The following is a 26,789-nucleotide window of genomic DNA, read 5'->3' as shown; positions in this document are numbered from 1 at the left end:
GCCGCATCGGTCAAAGGCCGCCTTCGGGTGGCCTTTTTCTTTGTGCCGACTTCGCTGAATGTCGGGATCGATCGGCCGATGCCTTGATGAAGTCGATAAACGCGCGCAGTGGAGCCGGCACGAGACGCCGGCCGGGATAATAAAGGAACGGCCCCGAGAAGCTCTGCCACCAGGGTTCGAGGACGGGTTCGAGCACACCGCTTTCGAAATGCGGGCGAAGCCAGTCCTCGAAGAGGCTGACAATGCCGGTACCGGCAATGGCTGCATCGACGGCGAGATCGGCCGCCCCGCCCAGGGTCACGAGAAGCGGCCCCGCCGGATCGACCTGCACCACCTCGCCGTCTCGCTCGAATTCCCAAAGCGGCATCGCGCCGCTGGCGAATCGGCCGCGCAGGCAGGCGTGGCCGAGAAGATCGCGCGGGTGCTCAGGCCGGCCTTGGCGATCAAGGTAGGCGGGGCTGGCAGCGGTGGCGAAGCGCTGCACGCGCGGCCCGATCGGCACCGCGATCATGTCTTGTTCCAGTCGCTCATCGTAACGGATCCCGGCATCGCACCCCGCCGCCAACACATCGACAAAACTCTCCTCGGCGATCACCTCCAGCCGGATGCCGGGATAGGCGGCGAGGAACCGCGGAACAATGCCGGGCAGCACCAGCCGCGCCGCGCTGACCGGCACATTAAGCCGCAACGTACCTGCCGGCCGGTCGCGGAAGCCGTTCACAACGTCAAGTGCTGCCTCGACCTCGGTTAAGGCTGGACCGAGCCGGGCCAGCAAGCTCGCACCCGCTTCTGTCAGGACGACGCTGCGGGTAGTCCTGTTGAGCAGCCTGACATCGAGCTGCGTCTCGAGCCGGCGCACCGCCTCGCTCAAGCCCGACGCGCTGCCGCCGTTCGCGCGGGCGCCATCGCGAAAACCCTTGGCCCGCGCCACGGCCACGAAGGCGTTCAGGTCTCCGAGATCGATCTTCATTGTTCGATATTCCGTACAGCCCGTGCGGAATGTAGCCAATTATCGTAAGATCGGACAGCGCCTATCTCAGCGTCATCTTTGAACGGAGATAGACTATGTCCAGCATCGACTTTTCCGGCACGTTCACTCTCGGCGACCGCACCGTGAAGCGGCTCGGCTACGGCGCCATGCAGCTCGCAGGACCCGGCGTCTTTGGTCCGCCTGGAGATCACGACGCAGCCTTGGACGTGCTGCGCGAAGCCATTGCGCGCGGGGTGAACCACATCGACACCAGCGACTTCTACGGCCCGCACGTCACCAATCTGCTGATCCGCGAGGCGCTCGCGCCCTATTCCGACGATCTGACGATCGTCACCAAGATCGGTGCGCGTCGCGGCACGGATGGCTCGTGGCTCCCCGCCTTCTCGTCCGAAGCGCTGACCCAGGCGGTGCACGACAATCTGCGCAATCTCGGGCTCGATTTGCTGGACGTGGTCAATCTCAGGATCATGTTCGACGCGCATGGGCCCGCCGAAGGATCGATCGAGGCGCCGCTCACTGTGCTGGCCGAGCTGCAGCGACGCGGTTTTGTGCGCCACATCGGGCTAAGCAATGTCACGTCAGCACAGATCGAAGAGGCGCGACGGATCGCCGAGATCGTCTGCGTGCAGAACCAATACAATCTGGCGCACAGGGGCGACGATGCCTTGATCGACAAACTCGCCCGCGACGGCATCGCCTATGTGCCGTTCTTTCCACTCGGCGGCTTCAACCCGCTGCAGTCGTCTACCCTATCCGACGTCGCTCAGCGCCTCGGCGCCACACCGATGCAGGTCGCGCTCGCCTGGCTACTCGGTCGCGCGCCCAATATCCTGCTCATTCCCGGCACCTCATCGGTCGCACATCTCATTGAGAACCTTGCCGCAGCCGAACTCGATCTGCCGGAGGATGCCGCCAGGGAATTGGACGGAGTAGCGATGGCCGCCTGACAGCGGGCTGGCGACCATCCAGGGAAGCGGCTCCCTGCCCCGCTCCGATCCAGTCTAGTTGATGCTTGCGGTGTTCGCCGGCTCCGCCGGCCGCGTCTCATCAGAATAAGGCACTCGGTAGCCGTTCGCTGCCAGCCAGTCGATCGCCGCTTTCGGCTCGTCGGTCTGGATGATGGTGGCGCCGCGCTCGGCCCAGAAGCCGTACGTCTCGCGCGGTAGACTGGCGAGCACCGCCAACTCGTCGCCGCGACCGCCGGCAAGGAAGCCGCCCGGCTTATTGACGATAGCGTAGGTATTGGCCCAGATGTGCCAGTCGCCCCTTATCGCCGCCGCGCGCATACGGGGGCTGAACAGCGGACCGCCGGTGTCGGTCAGCGTCTCCGATCCCGCGCGCCAGTTGATCATCTCGACCGCGCGCGGCGAAAAGATCCCGCTGACTTTCTCGGCGAAACCGGCGTCGCGAACCGCGTCATCGGCGATAATCGGCATGAACTGGAAACCACTGCCGATCGCGCCCATGGCGGCTTTGACAGTGGTGATTCTGGCCGGATTCCACAGGTTCTCCTTGACGATCACCTGTTCGGCCATGCCCAGATCGCGCGCGACTGCGATCATGCCGGCCAGGCTGTCGACATCGAGCTTGTTGTCGATGTTGATGAGTATCCTGTCCTTGGTCGCCATCAGCAGTTCGCGCAGCGTCGAAACCGGCTCATCGGTGACAGCGCCGGTGCCTTCGATCACCAGTCTGCAGGTTTTGAGCTCGGCCAGCGTGCGCTTGATCACCTCGCCATTGCAATTCGTCGTGCGGTCGAGCCAGCTGTCATGTATGACGACGAACTGGCCGTCCTTCGAGCGCCTGACGTCGACCTCGACGATTTCGGCACCCAGCGCGATCGATGCCTCGACGGCGGCGATCGAGTTCTCCGCATAGAGCGTCTTGCGGGCCTGCATACTGCCGGCGCGGTGTGCCGCCACCATGACATGGTCGCGCCACTGGTTGGCGTGTTCGAAACGGTCGAGAATTTGTCTGGCGCGTGTTTCGCCTGCCGATGCCGCGCCTGTGAAGAGCACCGAGGCGGCGGCAAGCAGAAGGTTCAGCCAGGTCGTTCGCATGAGAATCGCTCCGTACCGGATGCAAACCGGTTAACCGACACACGTGACAGCCTGGTGAACGAAGCCGGCTTCGCAAATGCCGGAAGTCCGGGTCAATGCCGGCTGAAGCGGCCGTTCTGAAACCTCGAACCGGCAATCAGCAGGTCGCCGGCAATCAGCTTGCCGAGATGCTTGGCGCGCCCATATCTGTTCCGCTCCGCGGCCGAACCATCCCATGCGGAGGCGGCTATCTACTTACGGTTGCATTCATGCGTACCTAAGCAATTTCCGGGCTGGCCATGCGGGCTCACCTGACAAGCAAGAATTTGTGACCGGGCTCGAATGGCCCAGGCCTCGGAAGGGGTCGCATTTCTGAGAATTATATCCAATAAGGTTGCGCCTCGACGCACAGGAGATCGCTTCATGCCGAACAGCAACATCGACCACGCCTTCACCGCCCGGGCCAGGACGGGTGCGTCCTTCGAGCCGACCTATGCCGGCGCGCTGTCGTTCATGCGACGCAAATACACGAAGGACGTGAAGGGCGCGGACGCGGTGGTGTGGGGCATCCCCTTCGACGCCGCCGTCACCAACCGGCCCGGCGCGCGCTTCGGGCCGCAGGCGATTCGCCGCGCCTCGACCATCCTCGACAACGATCCGCAGTATCCGTTTTCGCGCGATCTGTTCGAATATCTCGCCGTGGTCGACTATGGCGATTGCCTGCTCGACAGCGGCAATCACCAGAAGACTCCGGGGACGATCGAGCGCGAGGCAGCAAAGATCCTGAAATCCGGCGCCTTCCTGCTATCGCTCGGCGGCGACCATTTCGTCACCTGGCCGCTGCTCAAGGCGCATGCCGCCATCCACGGCCCACTTGCCCTCGTGCAGTTCGACGCCCACCAGGACACTTGGCCGGACGATGGCAAGCGCATCGACCACGGCTCCTTCGTCGGCCGTGCGGTCAAGGAGGGCATTGTCGACCCCGACCGTTCGATCCAGATCGGCATCCGCACCCATGCGCCCGAAACCTTCGGCATCAAGATCCTGTACGGCCACGAAGTTGAGGAAATGCGCGCGTCCGATATCGCTTATGCCATCGTCGATCGTACCGGCGGCAAGAAAGCCTACATCACCTTCGATATCGATTGCCTGGATCCGGCCTTCGCGCCCGGCACCGGCACCCCGGTCGCCGGCGGGCCGTCCTCGGCAAAAATCCTGTCGGTGCTGCGCCAGATCAATCAGGTCGATATCGTCGGCGCCGATGTCGTGGAGGTTGCGCCGGCCTATGATCACGCCGATATAACGGCAATTGCCGGCTCGACAGTCGCCATGCACTATCTCGGGCTCCTGGCGGAACGAAAGGCTCGACTCGAAGAGCTGAACAGCGGCAATCACGCCGCCGCCGCATTGAATCAGGCAAGTGGCATATAACTTCGAAATATCAGGGAATTCAGGCAGGCAATGAAACCGAAAATCTTCATCGACGGCGAGCACGGCACCACCGGTCTGCAGATCAGGGCGCTGCTTGCCGAACGCGGCGACCTGGAGATCATCTCCATCCCGACCGAGCGCCGCAAGGAACCGGCAGCTAGAGCCGAGTTCCTCAACGCCGCCGATGTCGCGATCCTGTGCCTGCCGGATGCAGCCGCAAAAGAAAGCGTTTCGCTGATCACCAACGACACCACAAGGGTTATCGACGCCTCGACCGCGCACCGCGTCGCCGAAGGTTGGGAATATGGCTTCGCCGAAATGGACAAGGATCAGGCGCGGAAAATCGCTTCGGCGAAGCGCGTCGCCAATCCGGGCTGCTGGCCGCAAGGCCCGATCGCGACGCTCAGGCCGCTGGTGGCAGCCGGGCTGTTGCCGCCGGATTTTCCGGTCACCGTCAATGGCATTTCGGGCTATTCGGGCGGCGGCCGGCCGATGATCGAGGACTATGTCGCCAAGGGCGAGAATGCCTCGGAATTCCTGCCCTACGGGCTGACCCTGCAGCACAAGCATGTGCCGGAGCTCAGGACCTATGCGAAGCTGTCGCATGACCCGATCATGCAGCCGGCGGTCGGCAATTTCGCGCAAGGCATGATCACCGTGGTACCGTTGCAGCTCGGCGGCCTCGACTATGTACCGACAGGCGCCGAGCTTCATGCGGCGATTGCCGACCATTTCGCCGCGATAGATGGCGGCGTGGTCGAGGTGGCGTCCTACGCGCATCTGGAGCGCGTGCCGGAGATCGACCCCGAAATCTACAACGGAACCAACCGGATGAGGCTTTATGTCTTCGCCAATGACGACAAGGCCCAGGCGCTGCTGCTCGCCGTCTACGACAACCTCGGCAAGGGCGCCTCGGGTGCTGCCGTGCAGAACATGGATCTGATGCTCGGCCTCAAGCACTGAATGGACGCTCCGGCATTTCCAGAACGCTGGAAGGTCAGCGCGCCAGAACTGATTGCCGAGACGTTCAGCAGCCGCATCTGGAAGGTTGTTCGCGCGGACGGCGCGCCGGCGATCGTCAAGGCCCTCAAACCTTTCGACGACGTCGAAGACGAGTTGCGCGGTGAGCATTTTCTCGCCTGGCGGCGCGGCGAAGGCGCGGTGCGGCTGCTCGGCCGCGACGGCCACTGCATGCTGCTCGAATATGCCGGCGAAACCTTGCTGTCACAGGTACTCGCGCAGCAGGGAGACAACGCCGCCACAGCAATCGCGGCCGAAGTGATGGCAAGACTGTTCTCGCCGTCTGACCACCCTGCCCCACCGGATCTGCAGCCGCTGCGGGTACGGTTTTCCAGCCTGTTCAAGAAGGCGAAGATCGATCGCGACGCCGACGAAAAAAGCCTCTACGTCGAAGCCGCTGCGACCGCGGAACGGCTGTTGGCCGATCCTGTCGACGTGCTGCCGCTGCATGGCGACCTGCATCACGACAATATCATGCAGGGACCGCGCGGCTGGCTGGCGATCGACCCTAAGGGCGTTCTCGGCGATCCCGGCTTCGATGCGGCGAACATGTTCTACAACCCGCTCGACCGCGACGACCTTTGCAGCGATCCCCGGCGGATTGCCCGCATGGCTGAGATCTTCGCCAGAACGCTCGGCCAACCGCCGCCAGCCATCCTGGATCATGCCATCGCCTATGGCTGCCTGTCGGCGTCGTGGCATCATGAGGACGGCAACGCGATCGAGGAAAGCCGCGAATTGTCCATTGCCACGGCGATCAGGAAGGTGCGGCTCAGCCCCTGACGGCGATCTGGTTGGGCAGCGGATAAGCGCCTTTGGTGCCGCGCCAATGCGCTGCGGCAAACCCTAGCAGGACAAGCGCGAATGCCTGATGCGTCAGCGCCATGTGCAGCGGCACCTGCATCAGCAGCGTACCGATGCCGATCAACGCCTGCGCCAGCACCAGCAGAAACAACAACGTCGCGCGGTGCGCATGCGTCGTGCCTGGCTGGCGGCGGTGTGTCGCGATCATGTGCCAAAGTGCCGCCGCGAAGATCGCGTAGGCGCCGAGCCGGTGGATGAACTGAACCGTCTTCGGGCTCTCGAAGAAGTTGCGCCATGCCGGCTCGAGGATCATCAGATCGCCGGGGATGAGCTTGCCGTCCATCAACGGCCAGGTGTTGTAGCTCAGGCCGGCATCGAGGCCGGCGACCAGCCCGCCGAGATAGATCTGGATCAGCGCCAGCAGCACCAGAAAGCCGGCCAGACGCTGCGTCGAACGGTCGGCGGCCGGTTCGGAATGAGGGGCCAATCCACGCGCGACCACCATGGTCGCGGTGAAGATCAGCGCGGCCAGCGTCAGATGCGTTGCCAGCCGGTATTGGCTGACGGAGACCCGGTCGACCAGTCCGGACGCCACCATCCACCAGCCGATCGCGCCCTGCAGGCCGCCGAGAAGAAGAATGCCTGACAGTTTCAGCCCAAGACCGCGTTCGATGCGGCGCGTCGCCCAGAAAAACACCAGCGGCACGGCGAAAACCACGCCGACACCGCGCGCCAGGATCCTATGCAACCATTCCCACCAGAAGATCGACTTGAACGCTTCGATGCTCATGCCCTTGTTGAGTTCGGCATATTGCGGGATCTGCCGGTAGCGCTGGAACTCCTCCTGCCATTCGGCGTCGTTGAGCGGCGGGATGACGCCGTGGATCGGCTTCCATTCGGTGATCGACAGGCCGGACTCGGTGAGCCTGGTGGCGCCGCCGACCAGCACCAGTACAAACAGCACCAGAAGCACGACGTAGAGCCAGCCGCGCACCAGCGCCCGGTTGCGCAGGTCGCGGTCGCGAGCCACGAAAGGCGCGGCAGCTGAGATGGCAGCCATAGGCTTGTCCCGGCAGGTTGCAGTCGCGGATTGGTGAACCATCGCAACCCCGCTGGCAAGACCGGACAGCGCGGCACGCCGTCGCGCCGCTTCTTGCGGGTTGCGTGTCTCTTTTGTTGGGCCTAAGCGATAGGGATCAACGGGATCGCGAAATGCCCATTCGCCTGAAAAAGCTGATCGGAACCTTCCTGCTGGTGGCGCTGGTCATCGTCTACGCACTGGTCGCATCGATCGTGGCGGTTGCCCAACTGGCAGAATCGGGACCGTGGGCGCATTTTCTGTTCTTCCTGCTCAGCGGCATGCTGTGGGTGCTGCCGGCTATGGGCATCATCAAGTGGCTGATCCTGGAGCCCCCGCGCCCGAAGAATTGAGGCTCGCTCGCCGCCGCTAGATGGTGAAAGCCTGACGCTTGCTACCCGACGTGTAGGGCAACTCAGGGTGGTTTTCTGCCTTCCGTGTCGCCGATCGGAACGCGCCGGTAGCGCCTCTTGCCGACCTCAGCACCTCTAAGCGCGAACGTCTGGTGTGATGCCCGATGCGGGCGTTCGTAGGGTATCTCGCTGTTACATCGCGGTGACAAAAGCGCGGCCACGGCGGCGTCAACCGGTTACACAGGGCAACGAATATTTCCGGCCTTCTGGGAGTGACGTGTCAGCGTCCCCAGAGGCTGCGTAGGCGTGTCGTCGGTTGGGTGTTCGCGCGGCGACTGGAACGCTCCACGCCTCGCAAGAAAGATAGCGGATAGCGAAATCTCGTGAAGGCAAGGTCGAGCTGCGTTTTCCGTTCTGTATCGGCGACGGGCGGCGACTGGGAGAGACGGATACCATGCACATGGGGCGTCTGGAAGTTGGCAGGACATGGACGCGGGGCGGCCCGCGTGCAGGCGCTTGGCTGAGCGGTGCAATGACCACGCAGCGCCACCTCGCAGCGATCATGGTTTGCGACGTGGTCGGCTATTCGCGCCTGACGGAGCGCGACGAGCGCGGCACGCTCGAGCGGCTGAAGATCTACCGCAAGGACCTCCTCGAACCGCTGGTCTCTGAGCACCGGGGTCGGATCGTCAAGCTCACCGGCGACGGCATGCTGTGTGAGTTCGCGAGCGTCGTCAACGCGGTGGCCTCGGCGATGGCGATCCAGCAGGCCCTGGCAGAACACGAGGCGGAGATGCCCGAGGAAGAGCGGATTCGCTTCCGCATCGGCGTCAATCTCGGCGACGTGGTCTGCGAGGAGGACGGCGACCTCTACGGCGACGGGGTCAACATCGCCGCCCGCCTCGACAGCATCGCCGACCCCGGCACCGTGGTCGTCTCAGGCACCGCCTACGACCACCTTCAGGGCAAGCTCGACTGCGGCTTCACTCCGCTCGGCAACCTGCGCCTCAAGAACATCGAGCGGCCTGTGCGCGCCTACCGCGTCGAGACCGACGCCGGCGCCTCGGTGGCTGCATCGCCTCCGCTGCCCGCGAAACCCTCGATCGCGGTTCTGCCTTTTACCAACATGAGCGGCGATCCTGACCAGGAATACTTCGCCGACGGGCTGGTGGAGGACATCATCACGGGATTGAGCCGGGTGAACTCCTTCTTCGTGATCGCCCGCAACTCGTCCTTCACCTACAAGGGCCGGGCGGTGGACCTGCGCCAGGTCGGGCGCGAGTTGGGCGTCCGCTACGTGCTTGAAGGCAGCATCCGCAGAGCAGGATCGCGGGTGCGTATCAGCGGGCAGCTGGTGGACGCGATCAGCGGACACCATGTCTGGGCCGACCGCTTCGAGGGCGACGTGAGTGACATCTTCGACCTACAGGACAAGGTGACCGAGAGCGTCGTCGGTGCGGTCGAGCCGAGCATCCGGCTGGAGGAGATCAAGCAAGCGCGCATGAAGCCAACCGACTACATCGGTGCCTACGACCTCTACCTTCGTGCGCTGCCGCGCTTTTACAGCATGACGCGCGAAGGCTTCGCCGACGTGCGCCGGCTCACCAACGAGGCGCTCAGCATCGACCCAGGCTTCACCCTGGCGAAGGCACTCGGTGCCTATATCCGCAGCCTGTCCGTGAGTCAGTGCTGGCACGAGCCCGACGATATCCGCGTCGCCGTGCGCATGGCCCGCGAGGTGCTGGCGGACGCGCGAGACGACCCGACAAGCTTGCGTTTCGCCGCGCAGGTGATCGCCTACAGCGACAAGGATTACGAGACGGCGCTGGACACGATCGAACGGTCCCTGCTGCTCAATCCCAATTCGGCGCAGGGCTATACGGGCAGCGGCTGGGTGAACGCCCATTCCGGCCGCCCCCTCGTCGCGATCGAGCACTTCCACAGGGCAATGCGGCTGAGCCCAGTCGACCCCGAGAAGGGCATCGCGCTCTCCGGCATCGGGATGAGCTACCTGATGCTCGAACGCTACGAGGAAGCGCTGGCTTGGGGAGAACGAGCGCTGCGCGAGATGCCGAATTACGGCTCCTCGCACCGGGTGGTGATCATGGCGCTGGTCAAACTCAATCGGCCGGACGAAGCGCAGGCGGCGGCGCGGCGGCTGATGGAGGCGTTCCCGACCTACACGCTCGCCCTGCAGAGGCAGATCAACCCGTGGCGGGACAAGATGTTCGCCGAGCGCTACGTCGAGGCGCTGGGTATTGCCGGCGTGCCGGAGTGATCGTCGCGTTTGCAAAGATGCCCTCTCCTGCGCGTCACGTCCGGCCAGGCGACGTCCCTTGATCCCGCGTCGCTTCTGGAAGGATAGTTCTCTGGCCGGGTTGTCCGAGGACTGAGCGCGTAGAGCAGCTGTGAACAGCCGGCGAGCTCTCTGTTGGGTTCGCGTCGAACTTCCGGTTCCACCCTGACGAGACCTACCGACGGTCCAGACAAATGTCGCCTTCGGGTCACGACGTTCCCTTGACCTCCCATCAGAGATGGTCCTCAAGGGGTCGGTTCTTGCCGGACTTTCACCACTAGATGGTGACGACCATCTTGCCGGCATTGGCCAGCGGCGTCGTCACACCCGACAGCATCGTGCGGATATGGGCAACGCTCTGATAGCGACCGTTGACCGAAATGCGCGGCAGCGCTTGCAGGAAACCGGCATGTTCGGCGCGCAGCACGCCGTGGCGTGTCGTCACCGCCGAGGCATAGCCGGCGTCGCGGGCAATGCCGACTTCGCGGTCGCCAACGGCACTGGCATAGCCATAGGGATAGGCGAAATGGCGCGGCGCCTCGCCGAGTTCGGCCTGCAATATGCGCCTGACGTCGTCGACCTCGTGCCGCGCATCGGCTTCGGAAAGCCGCTTCAGATTGCGATGATTTACGGTGTGCGCGCCGATCGTCACCAGCGAATGCCCTGCCATGGCGCGGATCTCGTCCCAGTTCATCAACATGCTCTGGCGCGCGCCCAACTCGATACCGTTCGACCGCGTCAATTCGCGCAGCACCGCGCGCTGGTCCTCCTCGCGGACGTCCAGCGTCAAATAGTCGTGCAGGCGCGCGAAGGCCTGAAGTTTCCTGCCCGGGGTCGAGCAGTCGATCGTCACCGGACCGTTCGGTGTTGTCAGAATCAACCGGTCCCGCGCGCTGACGATGTCCTCGACCACCTCCCACCATAGATCGGCGGCGCCGTTTATCAGCCCTGGCGCGACATAGATGGTGACCGGCGCCCCGTGCTTTTCCAGCACCGGCAGCGCCTCGGTCATGTTGTCGCGGTAGGCGTCGTCGGCGGTGATCGCCGCGAACTGGCCACCCTTGCCGCCGGCCTTGATGCGCTCGATCGCCTCGTCCAGCGTGACGAACGTATAGCCATGCGCCTTCATGTCGGCGATCACGGCGTCGAGGAACTCAGGCGCGATGTTGAGATGCCGGTTGACGCCATCAGGCTTTTCCGGCGTGGCGGTGACCCGATGCAGCATCAGGATGGCGCCGATGCCGCCGACGAACGGCTTGGCCAGCGGGGCAAGACCGGTATAACGGACGACGTTGAGCGCCAGTTTCCGGATCGCCTCGCCCCCGTCGATCATTCATTCACCTTTTGCGCCTAGGCTCATCCAAGCACGGAATGCGCCTATGCGCGCCCCCAATCGCGGTGAATACGCCCTAAAGGATTGAGGTATGGTTGACGCCACCGCGTCATTTGACGGCAATCGGCTCGAAGCAATGGAGGCGACGCCGCGCGCGTTGCCTGCGGATCATGCCGGCCTGTCGGTCTCGGCCGCCGACGGTGCGGCACTTGCGGCCTATGCCGAGTTCTGCCGTTCGGCGCTGTTCGCGCCGGCGCAGAGCCCGGCCTGGATCCTGAACTGGGCCAGATATGCCGAAGCGGATACTGTTTTGGCGACGCTGAACGCTGAAGGCAGGCCGGCTTTTTCGTTGGCGCTGGAAGTCACCAGCCACGGTCCGTTCCGCGTCGCCCGTTTCATGGGCGGCCGCCATGCCAACGGCAATTTCGCCGCCGCCGACCCGCATTGGCTGACCAGGGCGGATGGCGCGGCAATCCGCTCAATGCTGGGGGCGGTCGCCAGGGCGCGGCCGGACATCGACCTCGTCGCACTGGAACGGCTGCTGCCCGATCTCGACGGCGTTGCCAATCCGCTTGCCTCGCTTGCGCATTTTCCCAGCCCCAACTTGTCGCTGGCCGTCGACTTGGCGGGAGGCTTTGATGCACTGCTATCCCGCGCGAGCGGCAAGCGCAGGCGTAAGAGGCACCGCTCGCAGGCGCGCAAGTTAGAAGCCGTCGGCAGCCACCGCCGCATCGAGGCCCAGACAGCGGACGAGGCGAACAGACTGCTTGACGCGTTTTTCGAGATGAAGGAGTTCCGCTTCCGCAAGATGGGCATCGCCAACGTCTTCGGTGAGCCGGAGGTTCGTGCTTTCTTCAGCGCGTTGTTCGTCGAAGCGCTTTCCGACGACAAGCCGTCCTTCGTGTTGCATGGGCTCGAAGTCGCCGGCAAGCTTCGCGCCGTCACCGGATCGAGCCGCTCGGGAAAACGCTTGATCTGCGAGTTCGGAGCGATCGCCGACGACGACCTCGCCCATGCCAGCCCCGGCGACTTCCTGTTCTTCGACAACATCGAGGAAGCCTGCGAGAGGGGATTCGAAGTCTATGATTTCTCGGTCGGCGACGAACCCTACAAGCGACTGTGGTGCGATATCGAGACCCAGCATTTCGAGGTCCTGATTCCGCTGACGATGAAGGGCCGCGCGCTGGTGCTTGTCCTGCGGCAAGGCGCGCGCCTGAAAACCGTCGTCAAGAACAGCCCGACGATCTGGAAGCTGACCAAGATGCTGCGCCGCAAGACGGCCGGACAGGCAGCACGTGCCGCGGGCGAAGACGACAGCTGACCGCTGCCGAGATTTCCGTTTGAGCAGAATTATCGAACCCGTCTCAGGCGGCGGAGCGTCGTCCGGGTACCGGCGTCCCTGGCGTTTCATAGCCGACCGGCGTCACCAGCGTCAGGTCGGGATAGCCGCTCTCGATCAGCTCGACTGCGGCCTGCGCCACCTCGTCGTCTGGCTCCAGCAGCGACAGGAAGACCTCGGTGCCCTCGTCCACAAGACGGCTGATGCCTTGCGCGTCGGCGGGTCCGCATTCGACCACGACCAGATCGTAGGCGGTGGTCAGTGACTGCATGATGATCGGCAGCCGGTCGGCGGCGCGCATGGCGCGGACCGGATCGGCAGTGCCAACGGGAATGACGTGGCAGTCCGAATAGAGATCGGGGTGGATCACGTCGCTGAACTGCGCTTCGGAGGCGAGAAGATTGGTAATGCCCGGGAACAGCCCGCTGTCCAGCATCGGCCGTGAGGCGGCGCCCGAGGCGGTGAGATCGAGCAGGAGCACACGCAGGCCGGCGTCGGAGACCTCACGCGCCACTAGCACCGACGAGGCGGCCGCTTCGTCGCCTTCCGGCGACACGAATATGGCGCGCGCCGCCCCCGTTGTGATCAGTTTTTCTACCGCCTTGTCGATTTCGACCTCGCCAAGGGTGGGGCGCGCCGACTTGACGTCCTCGCCAGTTGCTGGCGCAGTTGCTGGCGCCGCGTCAGCCGCCTGCGGCTCTGCCTGGGCTTCGGCCGTCCGATCCCTAGGGTCTTCGATATCGGCCGGTTCGTGATTGGACGGTTCGTGTGCAACCGGCATAGTGACCTGTTCGATCCGATCGAAGCGGGCGCCGGCGGCCGGCCGCATGGCGCGACCCGAAAACAGCTCTTGCAGAAGCGTCACGATCGCCATGAGCAGCAATGAGCCGACGAAGGCCGCAGCGGTGATCGGCAGGATCTTCGGGAAATAGGGCTCGGACGGCGCAACCGCGCGGGAAAAGACACGGGCGTCCACCGGCAGATAGTTGCTGTCCTTGCGCGAAGACGCCTCACGGTAACGGGTCAGGTAGGATTCGAGCAACTGCCGCTGGGCGGTCGCTTCACGCTGCAGCGCATCCAGTTCGACCTGCTGGTCGCCGGCGCGCGCCGATGCAGCCTTCAGCGTGTTGACGTCGGCGACAAGCTGGTTTTCGCGGGCCTGAGCCGTCTGCGCCTGCGTCATCAGCCCTTTCATGATCTTTTCCGCCTCGTTGCGGATCTGGCGGTCGAGATCGGCAAGCTGCGATCTCAGCGCCCGGATGCGCGGATGATTGTCGAGCAAGGAGGTGGAAAGGTCGGCGATGTTGGTCTTGAGCTCGACCTGCCGCTCGCGCAGCCGCTGGATGAGTTCGGAAGACAGCACCTCTGGTACCGCATCCAGCGAGCCGCCATTCTGCAGCGCCCTGCGCACGCTGTCGGCCGTCGCTTCCGCCGATGCGCGATTGGCCCGCACCCGCGACAGTTCGCTGGACAGTTCGGAAAGCTGTTGCGTGGCGAGCACCGAATTGTTGCCGCCCATCAAAAGATCGGACTGGGCGCGGTAGCTTGCTACCTTGGCCTCGGCGTCCTTCACCCGCTTCGACAGGTCGGCGATCTCAGGCGCCAGCCAGTCGGTTGCGGCGGAATTCGATTCGATGTTGGCATTGCCTTGGACGGAGATGTAGGCGTCGGCGATGGCGTTCGGAATTTCGGCGGCGAGCCGGGGATTTTCCGAAGAGAATTCGATGACGATAACCCGTGATTTTTCAACGCGATAGACGTTGAGCTTCTCGCGCATCGTCGTCAGCACGCGTTCTTCAGGCGGAATCTCGTTGGGGTCGCTTTTCAGGCCGGCGATGACGAGCAGACGGCTCAACATCGGCAGGTCCGCCGTCTCGTCGAATTCGGGAAGCCGCGACAGATTGAGCTTCTGCGCCACCTGCTTGAGGATGTCGGTCGAAGACACAACCTCGACCTGGCTGGTCACGCCTTCCTCGTCGAGAATCGGCTTGTCGTTGTCATTGGTGCCGTCGGGGCGCGTGTAAACCGATTCGCGCGTCTCGATCAAAAGCCGTGTTTCGGCCCTGTAATGCGGCGTGGCGAGCCAGGTGAGCGCGAACGCCAGGCCGGTTATGACCAGCGCCACGACAAGAATGCGCAGCCAATTCCTCGCAAGGCTTGCGAAGAGATGCCTGAGATCGACGTCGACATCTGCGGCCACGGAATTAACGGACATGCATCCTGCTCCGGTACTTAAAGCACGTCGCGTTTGAACAGATTCATACGACCCGCTTTAAGCTCTTGTTTTCATGCATGTCGTTGTCCCAAAACCGCTGCGCACTTTTGGGCGACATGCATTGGTCAGGATGCACCGTAAACAACTATGGTAACTCAGCCGTTAATATCGCGGTAAGTATCTGTTAGGATTTTCTCGCAAGCGGCAACAAAAGCATTAAAACCGGCCGTGTTTTGTCGGTTGCCGCCGCTTCGGACCGCCCGCCTTTACCGGCCATTAACCCTAACGGGATGATAACGGACCTCGATCCCCAGAGTTTGCCGCGGTAGCAGCGGCCAATCGAAGGTACGTGTCCGGCCATGAAAAGCACTGCTTCCCTCTTCCGCGCGCTGCTCGCCGTGTCGTTGCTTGCCGGCTGCTCCAGCTACCGGCCGGCGCCGGCCGCCTTCCATAAAATGCTCGATCAGCCTTATCGCCTCGGTGCCGGCGACCGGGTCCGCGTCACCGTGTTCGAGCAGGAAGGATTGACCAACGTCTACAGCGTCGACCAATCCGGTTACCTGTCCATCCCGCTCGTCGGCGCCGTACCGGCGCGCGGCCACACTGCACAGCAACTCGAAGGCGAGATCGCCGACAAATTGCGCCAGGGCTACCTGCGCGATCCGGACGTTTCGGTCGAGATAGACCGCTACCGCCCGATCTTCATCATGGGCGAAGTCGGTGCCGCGGGCCAGTACTCCTATGTTCCCGGCCTGACGGTGCAAAAGGCGATTGCCATCGCCGGCGGTTTCAGCCCGCGCGCCAACCAGGAAAGCGTCGACATCACCCGCGACATCAATGGCAAGGTCATGACCGGTCGCGTGGCCACCTCCGACCCACTCCTGCCCGGCGACACGATCTACGTTCGCGAACGCCTGTTCTAGACCACGTGGCGGACACACTCAGGATCGTCCACTGCTTTCGCTCACCTGTCGGAGGGATTTTTCGTCACGTGCGCGACCTGACCGAGGCGCAGGTCGCCGCCGGGCATGCCGTCGGCATCGTCTGCGATTCGACGACGGGTGGCGATTTTGAGGAACATTTGTTCGAACAAATGAAGGGCAAAATGGCGCTCGGCATCCATCGGACGCCAATGCAGCGGCATGTCGGACCGGGCGATCTCGCCTCGGCCTGGCGCACCTTCGGGCTTATCAAGGGATTGCGGCCGGACGTGCTCCACGGGCACGGCGCCAAGGGTGGCGCCTATGCCCGCCTGTTCGGCTCGTTGTTGCGGGTATCAAGGTCTCGCGTAGCCCGCCTTTATTCGCCTCACGGCGGCTCTCTTCACTATGACGAGACTACCGCCACGGGGAAGCTGTTTTTCGCGCTCGAACGGTTCATGGCGCGCTTCACCGACTATCTTCTGTTTGTCTCCGATTATGAAAGGCAGACATATCACAGGAAGGTCGGCGAACCGCCCATCCCGAACAACCTTGTCTACAACGGCTTGAGCGCCGCCGAGTTCGAGCCGGTGCGAACCGAGCAGAATGCGGCCGATGTCCTCTATATCGGCATGATGCGCGACCTCAAGGGACCGGACATCTTCATCGATGCGCTCGTCCTTGCCGGAACGCGGCTCGGCCGCCCGGTGAAAGCGGTGATGGTGGGCGACGGCGACGACCTGCCGCGCTACCATGCGCAAGTGAAGCGCCTCGGTCTCGAAGGCCATACGCGCTTCCTGCCGCCGATGCCGGCGCGCAAAGCCTTCGCGCTGGCCGAACTGGTTATCGTTCCCTCGCGTGCGGAAGCCATGCCTTACATCGTTCTGGAAACGCTTGCCGCCCGCAAATCGATGATCGCCACCGCCGTCGGCGGCATCCCGGAAATCTTTGGCACCGGCTCCCCTGCCCTGATCCGGCCTGACCCGCGCGAACTCAGCAACAAGATGAGCGCGGCGCTGGCCGACCTCAATGCCTACGGCAGCCTGATGCCCGACAGCGCCGACCTCAAGACGCGATTCGGCGCCGACGTAATGGCCGCCGCGATCGAGACGGCCTATTTCGCCGCGCTCAAGCGGTAACCCCCAAAGGGCGCTAACCCCAAAGCTTCTCTAAAGCCACCTGTTGTTTCAAGGGTTTCTTAGCTCTCTTTTGCTATTCACCTGAGGGAAGCTTTGCGGATGCACCCATGAACGAGATCGATCCCGCACGCCGCTTTTCGATAGACGCGGTGCGCAAATTCGACGGCCCGGCCAGCGGCGGTAACCTTGGCGGGATGAACGACGTCGCCCGTCAGGTCGCGTCGCAATACCGGCGCGATACCATGTCGCCGATCATGGTCAGCGGCGTCTTGCGCATGGTGGAATTCGCGCTGCTGTTCCTGTCGGGCCTCTGCGTCTATTTCTACTATGTCGGCCTCTTCAGCCATCTCGCCTGGCAGTACCCGCTGACGATTGCCGCCGCCTCGTTCCTCGCAGTGGTGCTGCTCGACGTCACCGATTGCTACCAGGTCGTCTCGTTGATGCGGCCGCTCGCCAATTTCGGCCGTCTCCTGCTGGTCTGGGCCGGCACCTTCGCCTTGATGGCGCTGACGGCATTCGCCATGAAGATGTCGGAAGACTATTCGCGCCTGTTTTTCGGCACCTGGTTCGTCGTCGGCTTCATGCTGATCTTCGGCCTGAGGCTGCTGATGTCGAAGCTGATCCGGCGCTGGGCGCGCGACGGGCGCATGGAGCGCCGCGCCGTCATCGTCGGCGGCGGCACGGCGGCGGAAGTCCTGATCCGCTCCGTCGAAAAGCAGCCCTACAACGACATTCGTATCTGCGGCATCTTCGACGACCGCGGTGACAAGCGCTCGCCTCCCATCGTCGCCGGCTATCCGAAGCTCGGCACCGTTTCCGAGCTCATCGAGTTCGCCCGCATCGCCCGCATCGACATGCTGATCGTGTCGCTGCCGCTGACCGCCGAATCGCGCGTCCTGCAGCTTTTGAAGAAGCTGTGGGTGCTGCCGGTCGACATCCGGCTCTCGGCGCATTCGAACGCGCTGCAATTTCGGCCGCGCGCCTATTCCTACATCGGCTCGGTGCCGATGCTCGATATCTTCGACAAGCCGATCAACGACTGGGATTCGGTCGCCAAGCGCGCCTTCGACATCGTCTTCTCGATCGTCGGCATCATCGTGTTCTTGCCAGTCATGCTGGTGACCGCGATCGCCATCAAGCTCGACAGCAAGGGACCGGTGCTGTTCCACCAGAAGCGGCATGGCTTCAACAACGAGATCATCGAGGTCTACAAGTTCCGTTCGATGTACACGGACAAGGCGGATCCGACGGCCAAGCAGACGGTGACCAAGAACGACCCGCGCGTCACCCGCGTCGGCCGCTTCATCCGCAAGACCTCGATCGACGAGTTGCCGCAGTTCTTCAATTCGCTTTTCGGTTCGCTGTCGCTGGTTGGGCCGCGCCCGCATGCCATTGCCGCGCAGTCGCACAACCTTCTCTACAATGAGGTGGTCGACGGCTATTTCGCACGCCACAAGGTCAAGCCCGGCGTCACCGGTTGGGCCCAGATCAATGGCTGGCGCGGCGAGATGGACACCAACGAGAAGATCCGCATGCGGACGGAATACGACCTCTATTATATCGAGAACTGGTCGCTGCTGTTCGATCTGAGAATCCTGTTCCTGACACCCATCCGGCTGCTCAATACGGAAAATGCCTATTGAGCGCCGTCGCGCATGAGCTGCCGCCGGCTGCAGTCAACGCCAAGCTGATCGCGCTGATTGCGTCGACCGCGGTTTTCCTCGGCGCCTTCCTGTCCGGCTTCGTCATCGCCGAGCCGGCGCCATACGACCTCTACATGGTCGGGCTGATGGCAGTGTGGGCCTTGTTCGGCCTGCGCATATCGCGCGCGGCGGCGCCGCTGCTGGTGCTGCTGGTGGTCATGAACATCGGCGGCATGATCTCGATGACCCAGATGTCGGATATTGCCGGCACCCCGCTCTATCTCTCCGTGTCGCTGTTCCTCGCCTTCACCGCGGTGTTCTTTGCCTCGGTGACATCGGTCCAGCCAAACCTCTACCGGGTTATCTTCCTGGCCTATGTGATGTCGGCGGTGCTGACCTCGCTGCTCGGCATAGCAGGCTATTTCCATGCCTTTCCCGGGGCGGAGATCTTCACCAAATACGACCGCGCGACCGGCGCCTTTCAGGATCCGAACGTGTTCGGGCCGTTCCTGGTGTTGCCCGGCATTTACCTGCTCTATCTCTTGCTGACAGGCCCTATCTCACGCATGCCCTTGCTAGCGGTGCCACTGCTGATCATCACGGCCGGCATTTTCTTCTCCTTCTCGCGCGGCGCCTGGGGCATGTTCGGCGTTTCGGCGATCCTGCTTACCGGCGCCCTGTTCCTGCAGAGCGCCAGCGGCAAGTTCCGGCTGCGTGTCGCCGTCATGACCATCGCCGCCGTCTCGCTGCTGGTCATTGCGATGCTCGTCATCCTGCAGCTGCCGGGCGTCTCGGAGATGTTTTCCAGCCGTGCCCAGCTGGAACAGAGCTACGATACCGCCCGCCTCGGCCGTTTCGCCCGCTACACGATCGGTTTCCAGATGGCGCTGGAGCATCCGCTCGGCATCGGCCCGCTCGTCTTCGGCACGATTTTCGGCGAGGACACGCACGACATCTGGCTGAAGATGCTGATGGATTATGGCTGGCTCGGCTTCGTGTCATTCCTGACGCTGACCTGCTGGACGATAGCGGCCGGCTTCCGCATTCTCCTGCGCGACAGGCCGTGGCAGCCCTATCTTCTGTGCGCCTATGTCGCCTTCGTCGGCAATATCGGGCTGGGCACCTTCATCGACATAGATCACTGGCGCCACGTCTATCTGCTGCTCGGGCTGATCTGGGGCGCCATCGCATTGGAATACCGTCACCAGCGGCAGTTGCGGCCGGTGGAGCTGACCGCGCCGGCGGCTAAGGCATGATGGGTTTCTGGGGGCAAGTCGAAGTTTTGAAATGGTCGGAGTGGCCGGATTCGAACCGACGACCCCTTGACCCCCAGTCAAGTGCGCTACCGGGCTGCGCTACACTCCGGACCGGTCGCGATGTATCGTGATAACCCGGTTCGGGTCAACCGAATTCGGCGGCGGTCGCGCCGATGCCCGGCATGGTGGATTTGAAGTTCCTGCTCTGTTGGGGCGTCGTCAGCATTCAGGAACTTCAAATCCAGTATCACACTCGTTTGTCTGGCTTGATCCTCTGGCGTCGCTAGCTATCAGACGGGTCGTCGATTTTCCACGGATTGCGTCAGCACGGCTGTATTGATCAGCGCGTTTTCCGGAAGCCGAAGCGCGGAGGCTATCCGCCGAAGCTTCGACGGATCGGCATTCTTGCCGTTCTCGATGTCCGCGATTTCATCGATCGCCAGGCCGCACGTCAGAGACAGCTCTTCCATGCTGTATCCCCTGGTTTCTCGGATGGCCTTGAGGGCGCTGTGGTCTGGCGCAGCTTCGGTCGCCGACAGTTCGGAAAAAGCTTCGCTTCTTGCTATTTGGGGCATTTGGCAACTCCGTGGATTTAAAGAGTTTGATCAAATCAAGATGTTGCCTGAGACGGCGCAGAGAATGCCCTCTCGGTAGTGATTTGCCAAGCGCCAAAGGTGCCGTCACAGCATCGTGATACTGATCGGCGCGACCCCGGCACAGGCCTCGGCGGCACCGGCACGGGACCGCCATTCCGATCGAGTTCTTTGACTGGCCGATCGCCGAAATTTGTTCGACCTCCCTTGTTTAACCGGCTGTCGCTGGCTCGGCAGCCGTTTTGAAAGGACGGCGGAAGCCTGATGCAACGCAGAACGCATCAGGGCTGCGAATTTTTTTGACCGACGCGTGAACCTTCCCTCTCCGGGCCGCACCAAGCATCCGAGCGGCGGCGGCGCGGTTTGTAAGGGCGCGGGTCACTGCCTGGTGCTGCGCTCGACTGCAAGGGCACATACACGGATGCCACCGACTCCAACGGCACCGTCGCAGGTCAGCCCGAACAACAAGCTCAAGCTCGCGCGTTGATCAACTTGTTATCAACGAAAATGGCGGCCGTCAGCGCCGCCAATTCTTGTCTCAACGTGCCGATCTCGATCTCGTTCGCGACGTTTTCTGCTGGCGGCTGAGGAACAGGCTTGCGACGAGCCCGACCACAACCAGCCCGACAGCAGCCGCTGTCGCCGGGTGATCGCGGGCTGTCCTTTCTATCACCCTGCTATGCCTCCTGATCGCAGGCAGAGCCTCACTGAAGCGCTCTGCAAGATCCGCATAGTAGTCCGAGGCGGTGTCACGCCCGTCCTCGTAATAGGCGCTGCCGCGCCTGGACACGGCTTTTCTCAGCGCCGCCAGTTCCCTGGAGAGGGCTGCGACCTGCTTTTCAAGGTCAATGTCGGAGAGGGTCGAAAATGATACCATGATATGCTTCCTTCCTTTGCGAAAAGGAACGCATGATTTCGGAAGCAGTTCCGGTCTCTGACGGCAATCGGTCGGCCCTTAAAGCGCGTCGCGTCTGAAGGGGTTCATGCGACCCGCTTTAAGTTCTTTTATCCATGTCGTTATCCCAGACCGCTGCGCGCCCTCGTGTCAGGCATGAGGGTATGCCTTTGGGCGACATGGACTACAGCGCCGCGCGTCCTATTGGACGCGCAAAGGACGCTGTAGCACTTTAATTTTGCGTATGATCCTTTCCGAAGATCGATTCCGATTTTTGGGATCATGCGCTAGCGCACCTGATCGAGCAGGCGCTTGCATTCCAGCAGGTCGAACAGCGCTTCCTGCAGCAAGGCGCGATTGTCGCGCGAGAGTTTCGACGTGCCTGGCTGCACCGGGCCTTCGTCGTCGGTCTTGCCCAGGCCGAAAAAGCGCCGGCTGGGTTTCACCTTGGGCTCGCCGACCAGCATCTCGTCATCGGCGCCGCGCGGCTGGGCCGCCGGCGTCAGCGGCACCGCATCGGCCTGTCGGCGTTGAGAGATCGCCTCGACGGCCGCCATGTCGCCACTGCCGATGGCGACCAGGAAATGGTTGCCGTTCTCGCGCAGCAGCTTCTGCACGCCCTTGATCGTATAGCCCTGGTCGTAGAGCATGTGGCGGATGCCCTTGATCAGTTCGACATCCTGCGGCCGGTAGTAGCGGCGGCCGCCGCCGCGCTTCATCGGTTTGATCTGGCTGAAACGCGTTTCCCAGAAACGCAGCACATGCTGCGGCAGGTCGAGATCTTCTGCCACCTCACTGATGGTTCGGAAAGCATCGGGGCTCTTGTCCATGGGCGAAATCCTCACGCTGGAGCATGATCCCGAAAAGTGGGAATCGGTTTTCGGCCAAGATCACGCTCGACAAAGAGTCATTCCGATCCGGCTTGTTCTGCCGAATCGGCCTTATTTCAGCGGTTTATAAAACAATATTCAAGCCCGGCGTCAAAGGGGGCAACCGTTTTCAACCGGGCTTTGAAGCGCAGGCGCTATTTGCTGCCCTTGGCCTTGCTGTTCTGGTGGGCGCGCAGGATGCGGTTCTTCAGCACATTCGACGATTTGAAGGTCATCACGCGGCGCGGCAGGATCGGCACTTCCTCGCCGGTTTTCGGATTGCGCCCGATGCGCTCGTTCTTGGAGCGGACATGGAACGTCGCGAACGACGACAATTTCACCGTCTCACCGCGAACGATAGCTTCGCAAATCTCGTCAAGAACCGCTTCGACGAGCTCGGCCGATTCAGTGCGCGACAAGCCAACCTTGCGATAAACGGCTTCAGCAAGATCGGCGCGCGTAAGTGTCTTTCCCCCCATGCGAACCGTCCCCTTCAGCGCTCAAAAACATAACTCTATATAAGCAAAGATAGAGCCTAAGTAATTGATCCGGCAAGGTCAAGGACCGAACCTGTCAGTTCGGCACTTACCAGCGAACCAAAACCGCGCCCCAGGTGAAGCCCCCGCCCATCGCCTCGATCAGCACCAGATCACCCTTCTTGATACGGCCGTCGGCGACCGCCACCGAAAGAGCCAGCGGCACGGAAGCCGCCGAGGTGTTGCCGTGCAAATCGACCGTAACCACCACCTTTTGCTCTGCTATCCCGAGCTTTTTGGCTGAAGCGTCGATAATCCGTTTATTGGCCTGATGCGGCACGAACCAGTCGAGATCCTCAGCGGTGATGCCGGCAGCTGAGAACGTCGCCTCGATGACGTCGGTGATCATGCCGACCGCGTGCTTGAACACTTCGCGGCCTTCCATCCTGAGATGCCCCACCGTTCCGGTGGTCGATGGTCCACCATCGACGAACAGCTTGTCCTTGTGGGCCCCGTCGGAGCGCAGGCTGGCTGCCAGCACGCCGTGGTCGGCAATGCTGCCCGCCCCCTCTCCTGCTTCCAGCACCATCGCCCCGGCGCCGTCGCCAAACAGGACGCAGGTCGAGCGGTCGCTCCAGTCGAGGATGCGCGAGAAGGTTTCCGAGCCGATCACCAGCACGCGTTTGGCCAGACCGCCGCGGATATAGAGGTCGGCTGTCGTAACCGCATAGACGAAGCCCGAGCACACTGCCTGCAGATCGAAGGCGAAGCCGTGATGCATGCCGAGCCGGTTCTGGATGTCGACGGCGGTCGCCGGAAAGGTGTTGTTGGGCGTCGACGTCGCCAGCACGATCAGGTCGATATCGGCGGGCGTCAGGCCGGCATTGTCGAGGGCTGCGCGCGCCGCCGCCTCGCCGAGCGAAGCCGTGGTCTCGTCGTCGGCCGCGATATGGCGTTGGCGGATGCCGGTGCGCTGGGCGATCCATTCGTCGGAGGTCTCGACCATGCCTTCGAAATCGGCATTCTTCATGGTGCGGCGGGGCAGCGCGGCGCCTGTGCCGCGCACGACTGATCTGATCAAGGCTCTTTCCTATTCCTCTGCGTCGGCAACGACGTCGGACTTCCTGGATGTCTGGGCATGCGGATTGCGCGCATGGAACAGGTCGAGATCGGCTTCGATGCGATCGAGCAGATTGTTGCGCACCATGTCGTAGCCAAGCTCAATCGCCGCCGCGAAGCCGTCCGAATCAGCCCCGCCATGGCTTTTCACCACGATGCCGTTCAGACCCAGGAAAACCCCGCCATTGGAACGGCCGACATCCATCTTTTCGCGCAGGCGATCGAAGGCGCCCTTGGCAAATATATAGCCGATCCTGGCCATCAGCGTCCGGTCCATCGCGGCGCGCAGGTAACCGGCGATCTGTCTTACCGTGCCTTCCGCCGTCTTCAGCGCGATGTTGCCGGCAAATCCTTCGGTGACGACCACGTCGACCGTGCCCTTGCCGATGTCGTCGCCCTCGACGAAACCATGGTAGTTCATCGAGGCCATGTTGGCCTCGCGCAACATGCGGCCCGCTTCCTTGACCTCTTCCTGGCCCTTGATCTCCTCGACGCCAACGTTGAGCAGACCGATGCTCGGCCGTTCGATGCCGAACACCGAGCGCGCCATGCCGGTGCCCAAAATGGCAAAATCAACCAGTTGATGCGCATCCGCGCCGATGGTGGCGCCGACGTCCAGCACCACGCTTTCGCCGCGCAATGTCGGCCAGAGCGCCGCGATTGCCGGACGGTCGATGGTCGCCATGGTGCGAAGGCAGAACCTCGACATCGCCATCAGCGCGCCGGTGTTGCCAGCCGAGATGCAGGCGTCGGCAGTGCCTGCCTTGACCGCCTCGACCGCTTTCCACATCGACGATTTCCAGCGGCCATGGCGCAGCGCCTGGCTCGGCTTGTCGTCCATCCTGACTGCTATGTCGCAGTGAATGAACTCGCACACTTCCGCCAGCTTGGGGAGTTTTGCGAGTTCGGGGCGCACTGCCTCCTCGCGACCATAGATGACGAAGCGGATGTCGGGACGCCGCGTCGCGACCGTCATGAGCGCCGGGATGACCACGCTTGGTCCGTGATCGCCACCCATGGCATCGATGGAAATCCTGATCACTCGGTGTTCATCTCACAGTTTGCTTGAGCAAGCGCCTGGCGCTGGCAACGGTTTGGGGCTCGCGAAGGTTCGGCGAAAATAGCGTTTTTGGGCTGCCGCACAACCGGCTTTCTCCGATTGGGTCGGGTTTTCAGGATTTTCCGAGCAGGGAGCGCAGCTGTTGCTGGAATTCGCTTTCCGCAGTCCCGGCATGGTCGGCAGCCTCCATCGAAACGCCTTGCTTGCGCGGATAGGGATCGATCGCCAACCCAAAGAACTGTTCGGCGAGCGCCCCGACGTCAATCGAATTGCCGGAAAACGTTTCAGGACTGTCCGGCCCTTCGGCATCGAGCATTATCTCGCCGCCGCCCTCGAAACCCAGCCGCCCGAGCTTGGACTGCTCCGGCAGAAACAGTGCGTCGACCGCCTCGTCGATATGCGCCTCGACCGGGTCGAGGGAGACGACGCAGGCTTGGGTGATATCGGCCTCGACGCGGCCGCTGACCTTGACGCCGTTGCGCTTCCATGGCGCCACCAGCAGTTCGGCGCGGTAGTTCTCGACCGAGAGCAACTCGTGCTCGCCCGCTAGCGCGGCGCGCTGCGCGGCGTCAGCCTTGATGACCACCGGCAGTCCCTTTTGCGGCAGCCGGGCGACATTGGCCACGAAGGACACGGGGCTCTGGTGATCGGGGCTCTGGGAATCGGCGTGTTTCATCTTTTCCTTAGATAGTCTTGGCGACGGGGAATGCCACCGTGCCGGAAACAATCGATTCGGTCGCCTGTTCCGCGAGTCGCCTGGAGACATCGGCGACGTAGCCGGCCAGATGCGTTGCTTGCGGCCAAGCGCCGGTATCGGGCCGGACATTGCGGGCAAGGGCAGCGACGAGTGCATCATGGTCGTTTCGTTCCAGCGCATCGTCATAGGCGGCGGTGCGGCCATAAAACATCTTCGCCAGTTTCTTCATGCGCTTCGGCACACCGACGTCGCCGATGCCCAGTTCCCGCAGTGAATGCTCGACATCCATGAAGAATTCGTCGATCAGCACCTGCGCGACCTCCCCGGCAACACCGCCCTCGCCGCGCAGCCGGTGCTGGAACAGGAACATGTGCAGCGACAGCATCTCGAAGCGGCCGAGCGGCGTGTCCGGTACATTCCAGTCGGAATAAAACACAGTTTGCCGCGCCGCTGCCACGATTTGTGCGTAAAGCGCCTCGGTGATAGCGCGGTTGGCGTGACGTTCGCGACCAAAAAGGCGCTGGAACATTGAGGGTGGTCTCCCGGGGACCGTTTGTTGAATTGGCCTTGTTGCATCGGCGAGCAAGCTGGTTTACCGGTTTTGCGGCCCAGCGCAAGTTGCGGCCAGCTAATGGAGTTGTAGTTGCGCGCGCTGAAATTCAAGTCGACTTTTCTGCCCAGGTCCGCTTTGCCTAGATCCGCCGGCGCGATCTCGCTGCTGGTGGTTGCTTCGGCGCTTTCCGCCTGCAACTCGTCGAAGATGATCGGCGATCTCAATCCGAGCGAGACGCTGACGCAGGGCTACGTGATCGACCAGCAGGCGATCGACCTGGTGCCGGTCGGCTCGAGCCGCGAACAGGTGCTTCTGGCGCTCGGCACCCCGTCGACGAAGGCGACTTTCGACAACGAGGCCTTCTACTACATCTCGCAGACGCGCAAGCGTTACGTCGCCTTCGACAAGCCGAGGCTGGTCGACCAGAAGGTGCTGGCGGTCTATTTCGGCGAGGACGGGCGCGTTACCCAGATCGCCAATTACGGCCTGAAGGACGGCAAGGTGTTCGACTTCATCTCAAGGACCACGCCGACCGGCGGCAAGGACCAGAACTTCCTCAGTCAGATCATCAACGGCGCCAGCAAGCTGGCGCCCGGCCTCCCCGGCGGCGGCGGCGGCAGCTCGCTCGGCGGCACCTGATCCATCCCGAAGAATCGGCTTCTCATCCTTT

General features: G+C 62.8%; 25 protein-coding genes and 1 tRNA gene. 12 read left to right on the top strand and 14 right to left on the bottom strand.

Going from position 1 to position 26,789, the window contains the following annotated elements; all coding sequences use genetic code 11:
- Nucleotides 1-10: 10 nt before the first annotated feature.
- Complete coding sequence (locus tag ACWTU7_RS06160; RefSeq protein ID WP_095521706.1) at nt 11-970, bottom strand: LysR family transcriptional regulator; 960 nt, start codon at nt 968-970, stop codon at nt 11-13.
- A 95-nt stretch (nt 971-1,065) separates the two neighbouring features.
- Between ACWTU7_RS06160 and ACWTU7_RS06155 the strand changes: the two genes are divergently transcribed.
- Nucleotides 1,066-1,938 carry an aldo/keto reductase family oxidoreductase gene (locus ACWTU7_RS06155; protein ID WP_455838148.1) on the top strand — a complete coding sequence of 291 codons (873 nt, stop codon included), beginning with the start codon at nt 1,066-1,068 and terminating at the stop codon, nt 1,936-1,938.
- Nucleotides 1,939-1,992: 54 nt separating this feature from the next.
- On the opposite strand, the gene ACWTU7_RS06150 is transcribed toward ACWTU7_RS06155, so the two are convergent.
- Nucleotides 1,993-3,051: a glycerophosphodiester phosphodiesterase family protein gene (locus tag ACWTU7_RS06150; RefSeq protein ID WP_455838147.1), complete on the bottom strand. Its 1,059-nt coding sequence runs from the start codon at nt 3,049-3,051 to the stop codon at nt 1,993-1,995.
- A 402-nt stretch (nt 3,052-3,453) separates the two neighbouring features.
- Here ACWTU7_RS06150 and speB point away from each other — a divergent pair, with 402 nt between their 5' ends.
- The 3 genes from speB to ACWTU7_RS06135 are packed head-to-tail and all read left to right on the top strand — an operon-like array spanning nt 3,454 to nt 6,264.
- A complete protein-coding gene (gene speB / locus ACWTU7_RS06145; RefSeq protein ID WP_455838146.1) occupies nt 3,454-4,461 on the top strand; it encodes an agmatinase in 1,008 nt (335 codons plus the stop codon).
- A gap of 30 nt (nt 4,462-4,491) precedes the next feature.
- Nucleotides 4,492-5,424 (top strand): N-acetyl-gamma-glutamyl-phosphate reductase, encoded by a 933-nt coding sequence (gene argC, locus ACWTU7_RS06140; protein WP_455838145.1) that lies wholly within the window; start codon nt 4,492-4,494, stop codon nt 5,422-5,424.
- Nucleotides 5,425-6,264 carry an aminoglycoside phosphotransferase family protein gene (locus ACWTU7_RS06135; RefSeq protein ID WP_455838144.1) on the top strand — a complete coding sequence of 280 codons (840 nt, stop codon included), beginning with the start codon at nt 5,425-5,427 and terminating at the stop codon, nt 6,262-6,264.
- Here ACWTU7_RS06135 and ACWTU7_RS06130 read toward each other — a convergent pair.
- Nucleotides 6,254-7,345, bottom strand: a complete 1,092-nt coding sequence (locus ACWTU7_RS06130) for a COX15/CtaA family protein (protein WP_455838143.1) — start codon at nt 7,343-7,345, stop codon at nt 6,254-6,256. The genes ACWTU7_RS06135 and ACWTU7_RS06130 overlap by 11 nt on opposite strands.
- Nucleotides 7,346-7,497: 152 nt before the next feature.
- Between ACWTU7_RS06130 and ACWTU7_RS06125 the strand changes: the two genes are divergently transcribed.
- On the top strand, nt 7,498-7,716 hold the full coding sequence (locus ACWTU7_RS06125; RefSeq protein WP_029353452.1) for a DUF2842 domain-containing protein: 219 nt from the start codon (nt 7,498-7,500) through the stop codon (nt 7,714-7,716).
- 532 nt (nt 7,717-8,248) lie between these two features.
- A complete protein-coding gene (locus ACWTU7_RS06120; protein WP_455838142.1) occupies nt 8,249-9,994 on the top strand; it encodes an adenylate/guanylate cyclase domain-containing protein in 1,746 nt (581 codons plus the stop codon).
- 295 nt (nt 9,995-10,289) lie between these two features.
- On the opposite strand, the gene ACWTU7_RS06115 is transcribed toward ACWTU7_RS06120, so the two are convergent.
- A complete protein-coding gene (locus tag ACWTU7_RS06115) occupies nt 10,290-11,345 on the bottom strand; it encodes a polysaccharide deacetylase family protein (protein ID WP_455838141.1) in 1,056 nt (351 codons plus the stop codon).
- 91 nt (nt 11,346-11,436) lie between these two features.
- On the opposite strand from ACWTU7_RS06115, the gene ACWTU7_RS06110 reads away from it, so the two are divergent.
- Nucleotides 11,437-12,666 (top strand): GNAT family N-acetyltransferase, encoded by a 1,230-nt coding sequence (locus tag ACWTU7_RS06110; RefSeq protein ID WP_455838140.1) that lies wholly within the window; start codon nt 11,437-11,439, stop codon nt 12,664-12,666.
- Nucleotides 12,667-12,709: 43 nt separating this feature from the next.
- Here ACWTU7_RS06110 and ACWTU7_RS06105 read toward each other — a convergent pair whose 3' ends face one another.
- The gene (locus ACWTU7_RS06105) at nt 12,710-14,899 is read right to left on the bottom strand and encodes a GumC family protein (RefSeq protein WP_455838139.1); all 2,190 of its coding nucleotides are present in this window, start codon (nt 14,897-14,899) and stop codon (nt 12,710-12,712) included.
- Nucleotides 14,900-15,258: 359 nt separating this feature from the next.
- Between ACWTU7_RS06105 and ACWTU7_RS06100 the strand changes: the two genes are divergently transcribed.
- The 4 genes from ACWTU7_RS06100 to ACWTU7_RS06085 all read left to right on the top strand — a co-directional run bounded on the left by ACWTU7_RS06100 (nt 15,259) and on the right by ACWTU7_RS06085 (nt 19,857).
- A complete protein-coding gene (locus ACWTU7_RS06100; protein WP_455838138.1) occupies nt 15,259-15,822 on the top strand; it encodes a polysaccharide biosynthesis/export family protein in 564 nt (187 codons plus the stop codon).
- A 5-nt stretch (nt 15,823-15,827) separates the two neighbouring features.
- Nucleotides 15,828-16,958 carry a glycosyltransferase family 4 protein gene (locus ACWTU7_RS06095; RefSeq protein ID WP_455838137.1) on the top strand — a complete coding sequence of 377 codons (1,131 nt, stop codon included), beginning with the start codon at nt 15,828-15,830 and terminating at the stop codon, nt 16,956-16,958.
- A 107-nt stretch (nt 16,959-17,065) separates the two neighbouring features.
- Entirely contained in the window at nt 17,066-18,601 is a 1,536-nt protein-coding gene (locus ACWTU7_RS06090) for an undecaprenyl-phosphate glucose phosphotransferase (RefSeq protein WP_455838136.1), read from the top strand.
- Entirely contained in the window at nt 18,598-19,857 is a 1,260-nt protein-coding gene (locus ACWTU7_RS06085; protein WP_455838135.1) for an O-antigen ligase family protein, read from the top strand. Before ACWTU7_RS06090 ends, ACWTU7_RS06085 begins: the two co-directional genes overlap by 4 nt.
- 32 nt (nt 19,858-19,889) lie before the next feature.
- Here ACWTU7_RS06085 and ACWTU7_RS06080 read toward each other — a convergent pair.
- The 9 genes from ACWTU7_RS06080 to ACWTU7_RS06040 form a co-directional block, all read right to left on the bottom strand.
- A tRNA-Pro gene (locus ACWTU7_RS06080) sits at nt 19,890-19,966 on the bottom strand.
- Nucleotides 19,967-20,147: 181 nt separating this feature from the next.
- A complete protein-coding gene (locus ACWTU7_RS06075) occupies nt 20,148-20,432 on the bottom strand; it encodes a helix-turn-helix domain-containing protein (RefSeq protein WP_095521717.1) in 285 nt (94 codons plus the stop codon).
- A 556-nt stretch (nt 20,433-20,988) separates the two neighbouring features.
- Nucleotides 20,989-21,327: a hypothetical protein gene (locus tag ACWTU7_RS06070; RefSeq protein ID WP_455838134.1), complete on the bottom strand. Its 339-nt coding sequence runs from the start codon at nt 21,325-21,327 to the stop codon at nt 20,989-20,991.
- A 305-nt stretch (nt 21,328-21,632) separates the two neighbouring features.
- The gene (locus ACWTU7_RS06065) at nt 21,633-22,175 is read right to left on the bottom strand and encodes a MerR family transcriptional regulator (RefSeq protein WP_455838133.1); all 543 of its coding nucleotides are present in this window, start codon (nt 22,173-22,175) and stop codon (nt 21,633-21,635) included.
- Nucleotides 22,176-22,369: 194 nt separating this feature from the next.
- Nucleotides 22,370-22,693, bottom strand: coding sequence for an integration host factor subunit alpha (locus tag ACWTU7_RS06060; protein ID WP_095485783.1), 324 nt, complete (start codon nt 22,691-22,693; stop codon nt 22,370-22,372).
- Between the two features lie 106 nt (nt 22,694-22,799).
- On the bottom strand, nt 22,800-23,771 hold the full coding sequence (locus ACWTU7_RS06055) for a beta-ketoacyl-ACP synthase III (RefSeq protein WP_455838132.1): 972 nt from the start codon (nt 23,769-23,771) through the stop codon (nt 22,800-22,802).
- 9 nt (nt 23,772-23,780) lie between these two features.
- Nucleotides 23,781-24,851 carry a phosphate acyltransferase PlsX gene (gene plsX / locus ACWTU7_RS06050; protein ID WP_455838131.1) on the bottom strand — a complete coding sequence of 357 codons (1,071 nt, stop codon included), beginning with the start codon at nt 24,849-24,851 and terminating at the stop codon, nt 23,781-23,783.
- Between the two features lie 130 nt (nt 24,852-24,981).
- Nucleotides 24,982-25,545, bottom strand: a complete 564-nt coding sequence (locus ACWTU7_RS06045) for a YceD family protein (RefSeq protein ID WP_455838130.1) — start codon at nt 25,543-25,545, stop codon at nt 24,982-24,984.
- A 7-nt stretch (nt 25,546-25,552) separates the two neighbouring features.
- Nucleotides 25,553-26,095, bottom strand: coding sequence for a ubiquinol-cytochrome C chaperone family protein (locus ACWTU7_RS06040; protein WP_128342683.1), 543 nt, complete (start codon nt 26,093-26,095; stop codon nt 25,553-25,555).
- 114 nt (nt 26,096-26,209) lie between these two features.
- Here ACWTU7_RS06040 and ACWTU7_RS06035 point away from each other — a divergent pair, with 114 nt between their 5' ends.
- Entirely contained in the window at nt 26,210-26,758 is a 549-nt protein-coding gene (locus ACWTU7_RS06035) for an outer membrane protein assembly factor BamE (protein WP_455838129.1), read from the top strand.
- Nucleotides 26,759-26,789 lie beyond the last annotated feature (31 nt).

Source organism: Mesorhizobium sp. BHscii (assembly GCF_053848065.1).
Note: the sequence above shows the minus strand (reverse complement) of the source record. Positions and strands in the feature narration are given on the sequence as shown.